15 protein-coding genes and 2 pseudogenes are annotated in these 12959 nt (G+C 63.5%); 9 read left to right on the forward strand and 8 right to left on the reverse strand.

All coding sequences use genetic code 11. The features are described from left to right. Positions 1-2 precede the first annotated feature (2 nt). The 3 genes and pseudogenes from M3I53_RS10165 to M3I53_RS38435 form a co-directional block, all read left to right on the forward strand. On the forward strand, positions 3-569 hold the full coding sequence (locus M3I53_RS10165; RefSeq protein WP_254315816.1) for a DJ-1/PfpI family protein: 567 nt from the start codon (positions 3-5) through the stop codon (positions 567-569). Positions 570-595: 26 nt separating this feature from the next. Beyond that, positions 596-895: a helix-turn-helix transcriptional regulator gene (locus M3I53_RS10170; RefSeq protein WP_254315817.1), complete on the forward strand. Its 300-nt coding sequence runs from the start codon at positions 596-598 to the stop codon at positions 893-895. 84 nt (positions 896-979) lie between these two features. Next, positions 980-1096 (forward strand): annotated as a pseudogene (locus M3I53_RS38435) (LysR family transcriptional regulator); the annotation flags it as partial. 2 nt (positions 1097-1098) lie between these two features. On the opposite strand, the gene M3I53_RS10180 reads toward M3I53_RS38435, so the two are convergent. The 5 genes from M3I53_RS10180 to M3I53_RS10200 all read right to left on the reverse strand — a co-directional run bounded on the left by M3I53_RS10180 (position 1099) and on the right by M3I53_RS10200 (position 6638). Continuing rightward, positions 1099-2394 (reverse strand): HlyD family efflux transporter periplasmic adaptor subunit, encoded by a 1296-nt coding sequence (locus M3I53_RS10180; RefSeq protein WP_254315818.1) that lies wholly within the window; start codon positions 2392-2394, stop codon positions 1099-1101. Between the two features lie 34 nt (positions 2395-2428). Beyond that, positions 2429-3952 carry an efflux transporter outer membrane subunit gene (locus M3I53_RS10185; protein ID WP_254315819.1) on the reverse strand — a complete coding sequence of 508 codons (1524 nt, stop codon included), beginning with the start codon at positions 3950-3952 and terminating at the stop codon, positions 2429-2431. A gap of 56 nt (positions 3953-4008) precedes the next feature. Next, positions 4009-4446: a MarR family winged helix-turn-helix transcriptional regulator gene (locus M3I53_RS10190; RefSeq protein ID WP_254315820.1), complete on the reverse strand. Its 438-nt coding sequence runs from the start codon at positions 4444-4446 to the stop codon at positions 4009-4011. Positions 4447-4551: 105 nt separating this feature from the next. Continuing rightward, positions 4552-6114, reverse strand: a complete 1563-nt coding sequence (locus tag M3I53_RS10195) for a DHA2 family efflux MFS transporter permease subunit (protein ID WP_254315821.1) — start codon at positions 6112-6114, stop codon at positions 4552-4554. An 86-nt stretch (positions 6115-6200) separates the two neighbouring features. Further along, on the reverse strand, positions 6201-6638 hold the full coding sequence (locus tag M3I53_RS10200; protein WP_254315822.1) for a MarR family winged helix-turn-helix transcriptional regulator: 438 nt from the start codon (positions 6636-6638) through the stop codon (positions 6201-6203). A gap of 288 nt (positions 6639-6926) precedes the next feature. Between M3I53_RS10200 and M3I53_RS10205 the strand changes: the two genes are divergently transcribed. The 4 genes from M3I53_RS10205 to M3I53_RS10215 all read left to right on the forward strand — a co-directional run bounded on the left by M3I53_RS10205 (position 6927) and on the right by M3I53_RS10215 (position 8905). Further along, positions 6927-7637, forward strand: coding sequence for an SDR family NAD(P)-dependent oxidoreductase (locus tag M3I53_RS10205; protein ID WP_254315823.1), 711 nt, complete (start codon positions 6927-6929; stop codon positions 7635-7637). A 90-nt stretch (positions 7638-7727) separates the two neighbouring features. After that, positions 7728-7961 carry a 4-oxalocrotonate tautomerase family protein gene (locus tag M3I53_RS10210; RefSeq protein ID WP_254315824.1) on the forward strand — a complete coding sequence of 78 codons (234 nt, stop codon included), beginning with the start codon at positions 7728-7730 and terminating at the stop codon, positions 7959-7961. Positions 7962-8007: 46 nt separating this feature from the next. Next, positions 8008-8127: a DUF3331 domain-containing protein gene (locus M3I53_RS38590; protein WP_375542491.1), complete on the forward strand. Its 120-nt coding sequence runs from the start codon at positions 8008-8010 to the stop codon at positions 8125-8127. Positions 8128-8218: 91 nt separating this feature from the next. After that, on the forward strand, positions 8219-8905 hold the full coding sequence (locus tag M3I53_RS10215; protein WP_254315825.1) for a type 1 glutamine amidotransferase domain-containing protein: 687 nt from the start codon (positions 8219-8221) through the stop codon (positions 8903-8905). A gap of 54 nt (positions 8906-8959) precedes the next feature. Here M3I53_RS10215 and M3I53_RS10220 read toward each other — a convergent pair whose 3' ends face one another. From M3I53_RS10220 to M3I53_RS10230, 3 genes and pseudogenes are all read right to left on the reverse strand, one after another. Then, a complete protein-coding gene (locus M3I53_RS10220) occupies positions 8960-9349 on the reverse strand; it encodes a hypothetical protein (protein WP_254315826.1) in 390 nt (129 codons plus the stop codon). Between the two features lie 86 nt (positions 9350-9435). After that, positions 9436-9702: pseudogene (locus M3I53_RS10225) on the reverse strand (DUF3734 domain-containing protein); the annotation flags it as partial. 234 nt (positions 9703-9936) lie between these two features. Then, complete coding sequence (locus M3I53_RS10230) at positions 9937-11190, reverse strand: serine hydrolase (protein WP_254315827.1); 1254 nt, start codon at positions 11188-11190, stop codon at positions 9937-9939. Positions 11191-11414: 224 nt separating this feature from the next. Here M3I53_RS10230 and M3I53_RS10235 point away from each other — a divergent pair, with 224 nt between their 5' ends. Together M3I53_RS10235 and M3I53_RS10240 are read left to right on the forward strand one after the other, a co-directional pair. Then, the gene (locus M3I53_RS10235; protein ID WP_309249514.1) at positions 11415-12482 is read left to right on the forward strand and encodes a GGDEF domain-containing protein; all 1068 of its coding nucleotides are present in this window, start codon (positions 11415-11417) and stop codon (positions 12480-12482) included. Positions 12483-12672: 190 nt separating this feature from the next. Continuing rightward, a complete protein-coding gene (locus M3I53_RS10240; protein ID WP_254315829.1) occupies positions 12673-12939 on the forward strand; it encodes a DUF4148 domain-containing protein in 267 nt (88 codons plus the stop codon). Positions 12940-12959: the final 20 nt, after the last annotated feature.

The raw sequence follows: 12959 nt of genomic DNA on the forward strand, positions 1-12959 counted from the left end.
CGATGATGCTTTACGCAGGCTTTCAACTGCTCGAGGTGAGCGGCCCGATGGATGTGTTTCATGCAGCGAATCGCCTGTATGGCGGCGCGTTTTATGAACCGCACCTCGTCGGGACCTCGCCTGGGCCCGTGCTGTCTTCCAACGGCACGGCGGTGGGCACCACGGAATCCCTGTTGGAAACCAGCGCGCCGTTCGACGTCGTCGTGGTGCCCGGGTCTCCCGTGGTCAGCTCAGCGCATGAGCATCGAGAACTCGTGACGTGGCTCGGCGACGCCGGGCCCGCCACGCGCAGGCTGGCCTGCATTTCAAATGGCGCGTTTCTGCTGGCGTGCGCCGGCGTTGCCGACCGTCGCTGGCTGACCACGCATTGGCGCGACGCTCGTCGCCTCGCGGCCGAATATCCACGCGTGCACGTCATGTCCAATCCCGGCTGCCTGAAGGATGGCAACCTCTATTCATCGGGCGGCGCAAGCGCCGGTATTCATCTGGCGTTGTCGATCGTGCGGGAAGACCTTGGGGAGAGCGCGGCGGGAACCATCGCCAGGACGTTGTTGATGCAGCCGCATTGAAGCGGCGAGCGCGCACAAGGAACGCCATGATAGACGCGAACCGGATCCACAAGGCCCTCGCCAATCCACTGCGGCGCGACATCCTCGCGTGGCTGAAGATCCCCGCCGAGGCCTTTCCAGAGGGCCATGTCGATCTGGGCCGCGGCGTGCCCGCACACGCCATCCAGGCGCGCAGCGGGCTCTCGCAGTCCACCGTGTCGGCGCACCTTGCCGTGCTGGTCGAAGCGGGACTGCTCGTCTCGACGCGAGTCGGACAATGGATGTTTCTTTCACGTAACGAAGAAGTGATACGCACCTTTGCGGAACAGATTCGCCTGCATTTATAGGAAAATCTGGCGTGGCGCGAGTTTGCGTCTCAGTTGGGTGCGACGCAGATCTTTCCGTGCAAACCGCGTATTGGAAAGCTGGACATGATGCGGATTTTCGTCCGCATCGCCGAAGAATGCAGCTGTGCGGGCGCGGCCTCGCGCCCCGACATTCGAACCGCCAATGCGTCGAGGGCGCTTTGCCAGGCCCCCACCAGGCTCCCTCAGCCCGCGTTGCCCTTATGATCGCGCGCAGCCACATGCTGCGGCGAGGGTTGTGACGCAGTCGCCGGCGCAGCCATTTCGTTCTGCTTGATGATCTTTTCGATCTCGCCGTCGGCTTGCGCATCGTACTGTGCGAAGACGTCCGTGCGATAGCGCGTGTTTTGCGCCGCGCCGAGCTGCGAGCCGGATTCGTCGTGCGTATCGGCGTCCACCGTCATCGAAAGACCGATGCGCAGCGGACGCGCCGCGAGTTCGCGTGGATCGAGTTCGATGCGCACCGGCAGGCGCTGCACGATCTTGATCCAGTTGCCCGTGGCGTTCTGCGCCGGCAGCGTCGCGAAGGCGCTGCCTGTACCCGCCGAAAAACCTTCGATGCGACCGTGATACTTCGCGCTGGAGCCATAGACATCGGCAATGAGCGTCACCGGCTGGCCAACGCGCATGTGCTTGAGCTGCACTTCCTTGAAGTTCGCATCCACCCACACGCCGTCGAGCGGCACGATCGCCATGAGCGGCGTGCCGGGCGACACGCGCTCGCCCACCTGCACCTGGCGCTGCGCCACATAACCCGTCACGGGTGCGGGCAAGGTATCTCGCGCATACGCGAGCCAGGCCGCCCGCACTTTCGAGGCCGCCGCCTGCACGTCCGGATGCTGTTCGACTGACGTGCGGTCGGTCAGCGCGTGATTAGCCGCCCCTTGCTGGCGTGCGGCGTCGAGCGCGGCCTGGGCGGCCTGCACGGCGTCGCGCGCGTGGGCGACGTCTTCGGCGGAAACGGCGCCCGACTCCGCGACGGCCGTGCGACGGCGCAGGTCGTCGTTGGCGCGGGCCAGGTCCGATTCGCGTTGCGCCACGTTCGCGGCATAGAAGTCGTTGTTGACATAAAGTCCGCTCACCCGGCGCACGGTTTGGCCGAGCGACGCTTCGGCATCGGCCAGCGCGATCCTTGCGTCGGCCGGATCGAGCGTCACGACCGGGTCGCCCTGCTTCACGATCTGCGTGTCGTCGGTGTTGACGGCCACCACCGTGCCCGTGACCTGCGGCGTGAGCTGCACGAGATTGCCGCTCACATAGGCGTCGTCGGTCGACTCGTAAAAGCGGCCTTCCGTGAAGTAGTACGCGCCATACGCCGCGCCGGCAACCAAGGTGACGGCGCCGAGCAGCGCGATCAGGCGCTTGCGGCGGCCTGGGGGCGTGGACTGCTGGTCGTTGTTGGCCGGGGCCGCTTGCGCGCCGCCTTTCTTTTCGTCGAGTTGATCCACCGGCTTGTGGTCGGTCGTGATCGTTTCGCTCATCTCAGTTCTCCTGACGGGTTTGCAAACATGCCGTTCAACGTGCGGCGGCAATGACGGAATTGGCTTGAGGGTTGGCTTGGGCCGCAACGTCCGCGTGGTGGCCGGTATCGGCTGAAGTGTCGACATAGCCGCCACCCAGGTCCGAAGCCAGCGCGATCTGCTCGTCGCGGCGATCCATCTTCAGGTTGGCGATGGCTTCGTCGGCATTCAGCGCCGTGACATCGGCGTTGAGCACCGTGAGCTGATTGGTCAGGCCGCCCTTGTATTGCGTGATCGCGAGCTGGTCGGCATCGCGTGCCGCCTGCTGCGCGGTTTGGGCATCGACGAGCTGCGCATCGCTCGAATGGATCTTCGCGAGCTGCGTGGCCACGCCGCTGAGCGCGCCAATGAGCGTCTGGTCGTAGGCCGCCACGGCGTAGTCGAACTCGGCGTAGCGGCCCTTCAACTGCGCACGCAGCTCGCCGCCGTCGAAGATCGGCAGGTGGACCGCGGGGCCGACCGACGCCGTGCGGCTCGCGGCGGTCAGGAAACGGCCGAAGCCGAACGCATCCAGACCGATCGCGGCGCTCAGGTTGATGTCCGGATAGAACTCGGCCTTGGCTTCCTTGACCTCGTGCGTGATCGCGTCCACACGCCAACGCGCCGCGACGATATCCGGGCGCCGGCTCACGAGGTCGGCGGGCAGGTTGTCCGGCAAACGCACCTCGTCGCCTACGCCGAGCGTCGGCCGCGTGATCGCGAGACCGCGGTCGGGGCCCTTGCCCAGTAGCGCGGCCAGCTGGTAGCGCGTCGTGAGAATGCTGCCGTCGAGCGCGCTCACCCGCGAGCGGCTCGTCGCCAGGTTCGCCTGCGCGGTCTTGCGCTCCACCTGCGTGTCGAGGCCCGTGGCAATGCGGCCCGCCGTGATGCGGTCGATCTGCTCGCGGCGCGTGACTTCTTCCTGCGCAATGTCGCGCAGCGCGTAGAGCCGCGCCAGCTGGTTGTAGCTGCGGGCGATCGAGGTATCCAGCGTGAGCTTGACCACTTCCTCGTCGGCTTCGCTCGCGGCCGTCTCCGAAACGGCTGCTCGCAGCGCCTCGCGGTTCTTGCCCCACAGATCGAGATCGTAGGATGCGGTGAGCAGCCCCTTGTTTTCGGTCTGCCACGAGCCGGCATACGGCGGCGGAATCAGCGCCGTGCTGCTGTACTGCTGGCGCGTGAGCGTGTAGCTCGCGTCCACGCGCGGCAGCGTGCCCGCCTTCGCGGTTTCGCTATAGGCCTGCGCCTGAGCGACTCGCGCCTTGGCCTGCTCGACGCTCGGGTTGCCCTGCAGCGCTTCGGCAATCAGCGCCTTCAGCTGCGCGTCGCCGAACTGGTCGACCCAATCGGCGGACGGCCAGTGTCCCTGCTCTTGCGGCAGGCTCTGCGCCGTCTCGAACTGTTGCGGCTGAGCCATCTGCTTGTCGCTGTGGATGCCCGCGTAGTTGGCGCACGCCGCCAGCGCGGCCATTGCGATCGCCGATACGCCCAGCTTCAGCGTACCGGTACCGATGTTTGCTTTAGAAGTCTGAGATTTCATTTTCTGACATATCAGATTAATGGTCGAAAAAAAGCGCGGCGCCACGGCCGCACCGTTCAGTCGTCTGTGAACTTGCGAAGCAGGCGGTTCAGCTCGGCAAACTCCGCCTTGGTGAATTTACGCAGGCGTGCGTTCAACACTTGCGGCGCGACTTCCGGAATCTGCGTTGCCGTTTCCATTCCCTTTGCCGTGAGGTTCAGATTGACCACACGACGGTCGTCTGCGTCGCGCGAACGCTCAAGCAGACCCTTTGTTTCCAGCTTGTCCAGCATCCGCGTCATGAGACCCGTATCGATGCCGAGCAGCTTCGACAGTTCGAACGGCGTGGTCGCCACACCCTGCTTCAGCGAAAGCAGAATGCCCATTTGCTGGCCCGTGATGTCGAGGTCCTTGAGCGCGGAATCCATCTCCGCGACGATCAAATTGCGCGCCTTGACGATCCTGAAGCCGACACTTTCCGTAAGCATGAAATTTCTCGTCGTGTAATGGTCCATCGCGCATCCTCCGTGTTGAACGGCACAATATCTGCATTATCAGATAACTGTCAAGAAAAACACGCGAGACTTGTCTGCCCTCGGGACCGGGTTCGACTGCTGAATTCAGTGTCCGCCCGCGCCTGCCGCGCCCGCGCCACCGCCCTTGACCGGCCGCGTCACCCAGATCAGCGGGATGATGACGATGAAGATCACCGCCGAGATCCAGAAGATGTCGTTTAACCCCAGCATGGTGGCTTGCGCGCTGAGCGAGGCTTCGTAGAAGGCCGTGGCCTTGGGAATGCCTCCACCCAGCGTTGCCTGCAGGTGCGCGATGGCGCCGGTGAAAGCCGGATTCTCCACGCTCGTCTGCTCGGCGAGCCGGGCGTGATGGAGGATCGTGCGGTCGTTCCAGGCATTGCTCATGAGCGATGTGCCCACGGCGCCGGCGAAAATGCGCGCGAAGTTCGACAGGCCCGCGGCCGCCGGAATCTCGTCGGGCCGCAGACCCGAGAGGATGATGCCGGTGAGCGGCGTGAAGAACAGCGCCGTGGGAATGCCTTGCAGCAGCGTCGGCAGAATCAGCGTCCACGCATCCACGCCGGTCGTGTAGTTCGAGCGCATGAAGAACACGGCCGCGAAGCCCACGAATGCCAGCGTGGCGAGCACACGCAGGTCGGAGCGCGGCATGACCTTGCCCATCACGGGGGCCAGGATCACGGCGAAAATCCCCAGCGGCGCGGTGGCGAGCCCCGCATCCACCGCGCGGTAGCCGAGAAAGCCCTGGATCCACTGCGGCAGAATCACGAGGTTTGCAAAGAAGATCGCATACGCGACCGAGATCGCAATCGTGCCGCCGAGGAAGTTGCGTTTGGCGAACAGCCGCAGGTTGACGATCGGCTTTTCCTCAGTCAATTCCCAGATCAGGAAGAACACGAAGCTGACCGCGGCGACGATGGTGAGCACCCAGATGACCGGCGAGCTGAACCAGTCGAGGTCCTTGCCCTTGTCGAGCATGATCTGCAGCGGCGCGACCCACGCGATGAGCGAGATCAGCCCGACCTTGTCGATGGGCAGTTTGCGCGCCGGGGTCTCGCGGTCGCGGTAGATCGCCCATATCACGCCGGCGGCGAACAGGCCGACCGGCACGTTGATATAGAAGATCCACGACCAGCTGTAGCTGTCGGTGATCCATCCGCCGAGCGCCGGGCCCGCGATGGGTCCAACGGTTGCGGTCATCGCCCACAGCGCCAGCGCGTTCGAACTCTTTTCCTTGGGGAAGGAAGCGAGTAGCAAGGCTTGCGACAACGGCACCAGCGGCCCCGCCACGGCGCCCTGAACGATACGGGCGACGAGCAGCGTCAGCAGGTTCGGCGCCATACCACAGGCTGCCGAGGAGAGCACGAACAGCAGGATCGCCCAGACGAACAGCTTGACCTGGCCCACGCGCTGCGTCAGCCACCCGGTCAACGGAATGGACACCGCGTTGGCCGCGGCAAACAGCGTGATGACCCACGTGCCTTCATCGATCGACACGCCGAGGTTGCCGGAGAGCGTGGGAATCGCGACGTTTGCAATCGACGAATCCAGCACGTTCATAAAGGTGGCGAGCGCCACGGCGAAGGTGCCGAGCGCGAACTTCGCGCCAGTCAGCTGGGCCGGCCCGCCTGGGTTGGTCGATGGGTTCATGTGAGGTTCTCTCGTCTGGATGCGAATGGCCCGTCAAGCACGGGCATTTATCTGACATGTCTGATAATTGGGCAAAAAAAGCCGCCTTAGCCATCGAGCAGTCTGGAAAGAAGCGTGCTCAACGCGTCGAAGTCGGACTTCGAGAAGTGCGAGAGCCGCTCGCTCCAGGCCCCAGGCGCAACGTCTGCGTTGCGGGCCGCGACCGCGCGGCCCTCCCGCGTCAACGAAACGTCTACGAGGCGCCGGTCCGTGCCGTTGCGCGCGCGCTCCACGAGCCCGCTGATTTCCAGCTTGTCCAGCACGCGGGTCATCCGGGCCGGGTGGACGCCAAGCAGCTTCGCCAGTGCCGCCGGCGTTTTCGCGCTGCCGCCGGCCAGCGTCAGCAGAATGCCGCGCTCCTGCAGGTTCAGCCCGGCGTCCTTGAGCCCTGCCCTGAGTTCGGTGGCCATCAAGTGGTGCGCCTGACCGAGCACGAACACCAGCTTCTGCGTGCGCTCGAAATCTTCATTGACGGGATCGTTCATCGATCGCCCTCCTCGATATCTGATGCGGAATATATCTGACATTGCAGATGTATGCAAGAAAGTTTCCGAGCTCGCGTGAGACGGGCCGTCGCCTCGATCCAGCGTCAACCGCTTCTGCGGGCGACGCCGCCGCCTGCTGTCGCGCCCAGCTTGATCCCATTTGTTCCTGCGGCTCATAACTGTTTGTCCGCGTCTTGTATTCAAACCGGGGGCGTGGATGCGTAAATTGGTCGTCATCGGAGCAGCAAACCCGATCGAAAACAGAGTCCAACTTACTTCGAGGTTCATATGAGTCAATCCCCCAAAGTCGTCGTGATCACAGGCGCATCGCAAGGCATCGGCGCCGAAGCGGCCAGGGCATTCCGCGCACTCGGCCACAAGGTGGTCGCGACGTCGCGCAACATCAAACAGACTGACGATAGCGATCTCGTCGCTGTGGCCGGCGATATCGCCGACCCGGCCACGGCGCGCCGTGTCATCGAAACGGCCGTCGCGCGCTTTGGCCGCGTCGATACGCTCGTGAACAACGCGGGCATTTTCGTGGCGAAGCCGTTCACGCAATACACCGCGGAAGACTACGCGGCGATCAAGGGCACCAACCTCGACGGTTTCTTCCATATCACGCAGCGCGCAATTGCCGAGATGGAAAAGCATGAGAGCGGCCACGTCGTCACGATCACGACGACGCTCGTCGATCATGCGATCGACGGCGTACCGTCGGTGCTGGCCTCGCTGAGCAAGGGCGGTCTCGCCGCCGCCACGCGCTCGCTGGCGATCGAGTATGCCAAGCGCGGCATTCGCGCCAATGCGGTATCGCCCGGCATCATCAAGTCGCCGATGCACGCGCCAGAAACCCACGCCGCGCTCGGCGCACTGCATCCCATGGGACATATGGGCGAAATGAGCGACATCGTGAACGCCATCCTCTATCTCGACTCGGCGCCCTTCGTGACGGGCGAAATCCTCCACGTCGACGGCGGCCAGGTCGCGGGCCACTAAGGCGCACTGCGCTCCACGGGCCCCCAACGGGCCGACGAGGAGCGCCGCTCGCCGGCGCTCACTGCAACGATCACCATCGAGGAAAGCAAAATGCCGATCGTCACAATTCAGGTCACACGCGAGGGCACGCGGCCCGGCACGGATTCCGTCACGGCGGAAGAAAAGGCCCAGCTGATCAAGGGCGTGAGCCGACTCATGCTCGACGTGCTGAACAAACCGCTGGAGGCGACTTTCGTCGTCATCGAAGAAGTGCCAACGGAAAACTGGGGATGGGGCGGCCTGCCTACGGACGTCTATCGAAGACAGAAGGGACTCATCAAGTAGAACACACGCGGCCCGCGAGAGCGGGCTTTCGCGCGCCCATGCCGGCTTGTGCGCAGTGAGCAGCAAAGCGATCCGTCGCGGCGATATCATCTACCGGCCCTGTACGCGCACGCCTGTCCTTCCCGTGAACGTGAACGCCACGATTCATCTTCCTGCTTTGGCTTGATGCAAGTTCAGTAGTCTGATTCGGCATGCCGCGGGCGTTGACCGGAATTCTCTGCCACCTGAAGTTGTGTAAACGCATTAAGGAGAACGTCATGAAGATTCTGATGGTTTTGACTTCGCACGACGAACTGGGCAATACGGGACGCAAGACCGGGTTCTGGCTCGAGGAACTCGCCGCGCCGTACTACGTGTTCAAGGACGCCGGCGTGCAGATCGTGCTCGCGTCGCCCAAGGGCGGCAAACCTCCGCTAGATCCGAAGAGCAATGAGCCGGATTTTCAGACCGACCTGACCCGTCGCTTCGAAGCCGACCCGGCCGCGCTGGCGGATCTGGGCAACACGGCGAAGCTCAAGGATGTCGCCCACGACGAATTCGACGCCGTCTTCTACCCCGGCGGCCACGGTCCGATGTGGGATCTCGCTGAAGACCCGGACTCCATTGGCCTGATCGAGCGCACGATCGCAGCCGGCAAGCCCGTCGATCTCGTCTGCCACGCGCCCGGGGTGCTGCGGCACGTGAAAGGTCCCGATGGCAAGCCGCTCGTCAACGGCAAGTCGGTCACGGGCTTTACGAATAGCGAAGAGGAAGCGGTTGGGCTGACCAAGGTGGTCCCGTTCCTCGTTGAAGACGAACTCAAGGCAAAAGGCGGCAACTATTCGAAGGGGCCCGACTGGCAGCCGTATGTACTCGAAGACGGGCTGCTGCTCACCGGTCAGAATCCCGCGTCGTCGGGGCCGGCCGCAAAGGCATTGCTGGAGATGTTGAGCAAGCGTCACTGAACTCTGCCCTCGCGCCGGAGAGTGGCGGCTGCACCCGGCGCGGGCGCTCACATATCACGGCAAATCGTCATCGCGGGGGCGTTGCAATACCGGGTCGCGAAATACCCGGTAGACCGCGAATGCCATCCACAACGCCAGCACGCCGAAGCTCCACCACCGCAGGAATATTCCCCATCCCCAAATGAGCGTACCGAACGCCGAAAGCGTCAGTCCACGTCTGGCCGCGAGTACCTCGCTCAATGCGTGATGCGGCTTGAATCCGGCATCCTGGTTTGCGTGGGCGACCACGAGATCCGTCACGGTATGCTCGAGATAGCGGCGCGATGCCAGCAAAAGGCCCGTGATGGTGATGACCGATCCCGACCGCTCGAACAGGTCCCAACGTGCCGAAGTCTGTGCGAGGCAGGCGCATATGATCGCCGGCGAAACCGCCAGCGCGATCATGGCGATGCTGCGAAAAATATAGCCCCACGGCCTCCGCAGGGTTTCATCGCACAGGCGGTCCACAGCGCAGGGAAAGGGCCCCTTACTCACAATACGCCCTCTCCAGCAGACTCGCGGGCTTCGATCGCCAGCTCGCCGTCGACGACTTTCCGTTCCGCCGAGAGCGGCACGATGAGCGCGTCACGATCGTCCTGCGGCACGCAACTGGGCAAGCGATGCACGTCGTGCGTTACGAAACCCTGCTCGCGGCTCGGCACCTCGAACCATTCGCGATGAGAAAACGAATTGCGAATATCTTCGAGTCCGCTATCCCAATGCTCCCGCATCGTGTCGACGCTGAATTCGTAGTCCTTATTGCGAATCGAAGCCAGATTCAGGCGGGTCATGACGTTCTCTCTCTGAGATTGAGGTGCACGGCAGCAGATGCTACCCGCCCACGAATCACGAGAGAATCCGTCGATATCAGGAATCTATCTTCCACTTATCGGGAAGGTATGCGGTGATGGAAACGGAGAAGAGGCCGCCGGCAATCCGCCGACGAGCCTTCTTGCAATGTCGTTGCCATTCGCGAAGGCGAGGCGCGCTGCTCAGCTTTCGCTCTCCGTAATCGCGCTGTAAACGAGCGTGCGCAACTGCCGGCGAATCGGGTACGCAGTCGAAGGCAGCAGTTGGGTGAGAAACAACACGATCATGTCCTCGCGAGGATCGGCCCAGAAGAAGGTGCTGGCCGCGCCGCCCCAGAAGAAGTCGCCCGCGCTGCCCGGAATCAGCGTGGACGCGGGCGCAATCGTCGTGGCGAAGCCGAGCCCGAAGCCCACGCCTTCGTAAGCCGCTTCGGTGAACATCGAGCGCGAGAGGCGCGGCAGGTCGACGCCGCCCGGCAGATGGTTGGCGGTCATCAGCGCGATAGTCTTCGGGCCCAGCAGCCGCGCGCCGTCCAGTTCGCCGCCCCGCAACAGCATGCGCGCGAACCGCATGTAGTCGGCCGCCGTGGAAACGAGGCCGCCGCCGCCCGAAACGAACGAGGGCGGTTCGCGATAAGGGCTCGTGTGAGGATCGTCCTGCAGCTCAGGACCTTTTTCGGAGACGACCTTCGAACCGAGCGCGCCGATGGCATAGCACGCGCAGAAGCGCGACACCTTCTCCTGCGGCACGTAAAAGGCCGTATCGATCATGCCGAGCGGGTCGAAGATCCGCGTTTTCAGAAAGTCCTCGAACGCCATGCCGCTGACCTTGCCGACGAGATAGCCGAGCACGTCCGTGGAAACCGAATAGTTCCAGGCCTCACCCGGCGAAAATTCCAGCGGCAGCGTGGCCAGCTTCTCGATCATTTCGTCGAGCGTGCCCGCGGTCGCAAGCTCGCCGACCTTCAGCTTGCGATACGCCGCATCGACATTGGTGTTCTGCTGAAAGCCGTAGGTCAGTCCCGAGGTATGCCGCAACAGGTCGACCACGCGCATCGGGCGCGCGCTCGCCCGCGTCTGGAAGCTCTCCATGAAACCGCCCGCGTACACGCCGAGCTTTTCCCACGACGGGATGTACTTGCTGACGGGGTCGTCGAGCGCGATCTTGCACTCCTCGACCAGCATCATGATTGCCACCGACGTAATGGGTTTGGTCATCGAGTAGATGCGGAAGATCGAGTCCTCGGCCATCGGCGTGCGCCGTTCGCGGTCGGCGAGACCCAGCACCGAGTTCAGCGCGAGTTCGCCGCGCCGCCACACCTGCGTGACGGCGCCCGCGAGCGCGCCGGTCGCGACGTAGTTCTCTTCGAGAAAACGTTCGATGCGCGCGAGCCGCTCACACGACATGCCCTGCTTTTCCTGGCCTTCACTACCCATGACGCCTCCTTGTATGGATTGACCGAGCGTATTCGGCACCGATGAATTGCACGCGATGCGCGTCACAGTATCGGTCATCCGGCGCGAAGCTGCCTTGCATTGCGTATCGGCGCCTTGCGCGCTGAAATTTCGTTTTTGTAGCGCCTCGACACGCAGTATGTGTGGGGTACACTACCGGGCGACAAAATACAGAATGACAGCGGGGGGTGGCAGCCATGGGCGAAATGGAAACACATTCCTGGCCCGGGAAAGCGTTGTTTCGCGCATTTCCGAAGGACCCAGAAAAGGAGCAGGCCGCACTGCGAATCACGCTCGGTTCCGTCGTGCTTCTCGCCTACCTCGTTGCCTGCTCAATCTATCGCTCGACCCACGTCTACGCCACGCTTGTGGCGGTTACCGCTTATGTGGTGTTCGGCGTCATCACGTATGTGGCGGTCACCGTCGCACCAACGCGCTCGCCCTTGCGCCTCACGTTTTCCACGTTCGCCGATCAGGCCATCGTCACCGCCGCGCTGGCCGTGGGCGGAACGGCCGCGCTGCCGCTCCTGTGGGTGGCCTTCTGGTTTCTGGTGGGCGCGGGCTGCCGCTATGGCCAGCGCATGCTGGCCCTTTCCTGTGTGGTGGCGCTCGTCGGCATCATGGGGCTAATGAATTGGCAACCGTGGTGGCGCGCCAACATCACGGCCGCGCTCGGCATTGCGCTCAGCATCGTGGCGACGTCCGTCTATCTGGCGGTGCTCGTCTACCGGCTGGAACGCCAGGCGTCGACCGATCCGCTCACCGGGCTCTACAACCGCGTGCGGCTCGAGCAGGCCATCGGGCGCACGCTCTTTACGCGCGCGGGCGAGGTCGATCGCACGGCCATGCTGCTCGTCGATCTCGACGGCTTCAAGGAAGTGAACGACTCCTTCGGGCACGCGGTGGGCGACGAACTGCTGCGCAGCTTCGCCGCCGCACTGGTGCGCCGCATGAGGCGCGGCGATACGCTCGCACGCCTGGGCGGCGACGAGTTCGTGGTGCTGGCGCATCACGTCTACGACAAGAACGACGCGCTTACCGTCGCCAACAGCATCCACGCGATTCTCGCCAACATGCGCACCGTGGGGGGCTATCCGGTAACCGTGTCGTGCAGCATCGGCGTATGCCTGCTCACGGAAGGCAGCGGCAGCCGTTCGCTCGATGCGCGAACCTTGATGCGCGCCGTCGACAGCGCCATGTACCGGGCCAAGTCGCGCGGCATGGGCAAGACCGAGTTCGTCGAGACGGTCGGCGTCGCGCCCGGCATGGTCTGACCCCACTCACTTGGGACCTCGTTCGGGAATCCCGCCTTGAGCGACGCCGATGCCAGGATTGTTCTCCTGGCGGAAACAGTGAATTCGGCTATTAGGTATTTACCCTAGTCACTGACCCTCCTACACTGACTTCACCACTGCTTACAACCCTGTAGGCAGTTCAAGAAGAAAGTAAATCTGGAGGTTAGTCATGAAATCGCTCGTCCAAGCCGTCGTTGTCGCTGCCGCCCTCGCCGCTCCCGTTGCTGTGTTCGCCCAGTCGAACCAGCCCGTCACGCGCGCGCAAGTCCGTGCAGACATGGTCCAGGTCGAAAAGGCCGGCTTCAATCCGGCACGTTCGAACCCCAATGAATATCCGGCGAACGTTCAAGCTGCCGAAGCTCGCGTCGCTGCGCAAAACAGCGCCGTGGGCGGCGTGAACAACGGTTCGTCGCAAGCCGGTCAGGCAGCGCAGTAAGTTGCCAGGCTGAATAGCCG

Origin of the sequence: Paraburkholderia sp. CNPSo 3272 (assembly GCF_024206495.1) — a bacterium.
GTDB lineage: Bacteria > Pseudomonadota > Gammaproteobacteria > Burkholderiales > Burkholderiaceae > Paraburkholderia.

Coding starts and splice junctions, on each gene's coding strand:
- M3I53_RS10235 (WP_309249514.1), top strand. CDS start 11,415: ATGGAAACACATTCCTGGCCCGGGAAAGCGTTGTTTCGCGCATTTCCG.
- M3I53_RS10205 (WP_254315823.1), top strand. CDS start 6,927: ATGAGTCAATCCCCCAAAGTCGTCGTGATCACAGGCGCATCGCAAGGC.
- M3I53_RS10210 (WP_254315824.1), top strand. CDS start 7,728: ATGCCGATCGTCACAATTCAGGTCACACGCGAGGGCACGCGGCCCGGC.
- M3I53_RS10230 (WP_254315827.1), bottom strand. CDS start 11,190: ATGGGTAGTGAAGGCCAGGAAAAGCAGGGCATGTCGTGTGAGCGGCTC.
- M3I53_RS10170 (WP_254315817.1), top strand. CDS start 596: ATGATAGACGCGAACCGGATCCACAAGGCCCTCGCCAATCCACTGCGG.
- M3I53_RS10200 (WP_254315822.1), bottom strand. CDS start 6,638: ATGAACGATCCCGTCAATGAAGATTTCGAGCGCACGCAGAAGCTGGTG.
- M3I53_RS10220 (WP_254315826.1), bottom strand. CDS start 9,349: ATGATCGCGCTGGCGGTTTCGCCGGCGATCATATGCGCCTGCCTCGCA.
- M3I53_RS10190 (WP_254315820.1), bottom strand. CDS start 4,446: ATGGACCATTACACGACGAGAAATTTCATGCTTACGGAAAGTGTCGGC.
- M3I53_RS10165 (WP_254315816.1), top strand. CDS start 3: ATGATGCTTTACGCAGGCTTTCAACTGCTCGAGGTGAGCGGCCCGATG.
- M3I53_RS10215 (WP_254315825.1), top strand. CDS start 8,219: ATGAAGATTCTGATGGTTTTGACTTCGCACGACGAACTGGGCAATACG.
- M3I53_RS10185 (WP_254315819.1), bottom strand. CDS start 3,952: ATGAAATCTCAGACTTCTAAAGCAAACATCGGTACCGGTACGCTGAAG.
- M3I53_RS10195 (WP_254315821.1), bottom strand. CDS start 6,114: ATGAACCCATCGACCAACCCAGGCGGGCCGGCCCAGCTGACTGGCGCG.
- M3I53_RS10240 (WP_254315829.1), top strand. CDS start 12,673: ATGAAATCGCTCGTCCAAGCCGTCGTTGTCGCTGCCGCCCTCGCCGCT.
- M3I53_RS10180 (WP_254315818.1), bottom strand. CDS start 2,394: ATGAGCGAAACGATCACGACCGACCACAAGCCGGTGGATCAACTCGAC.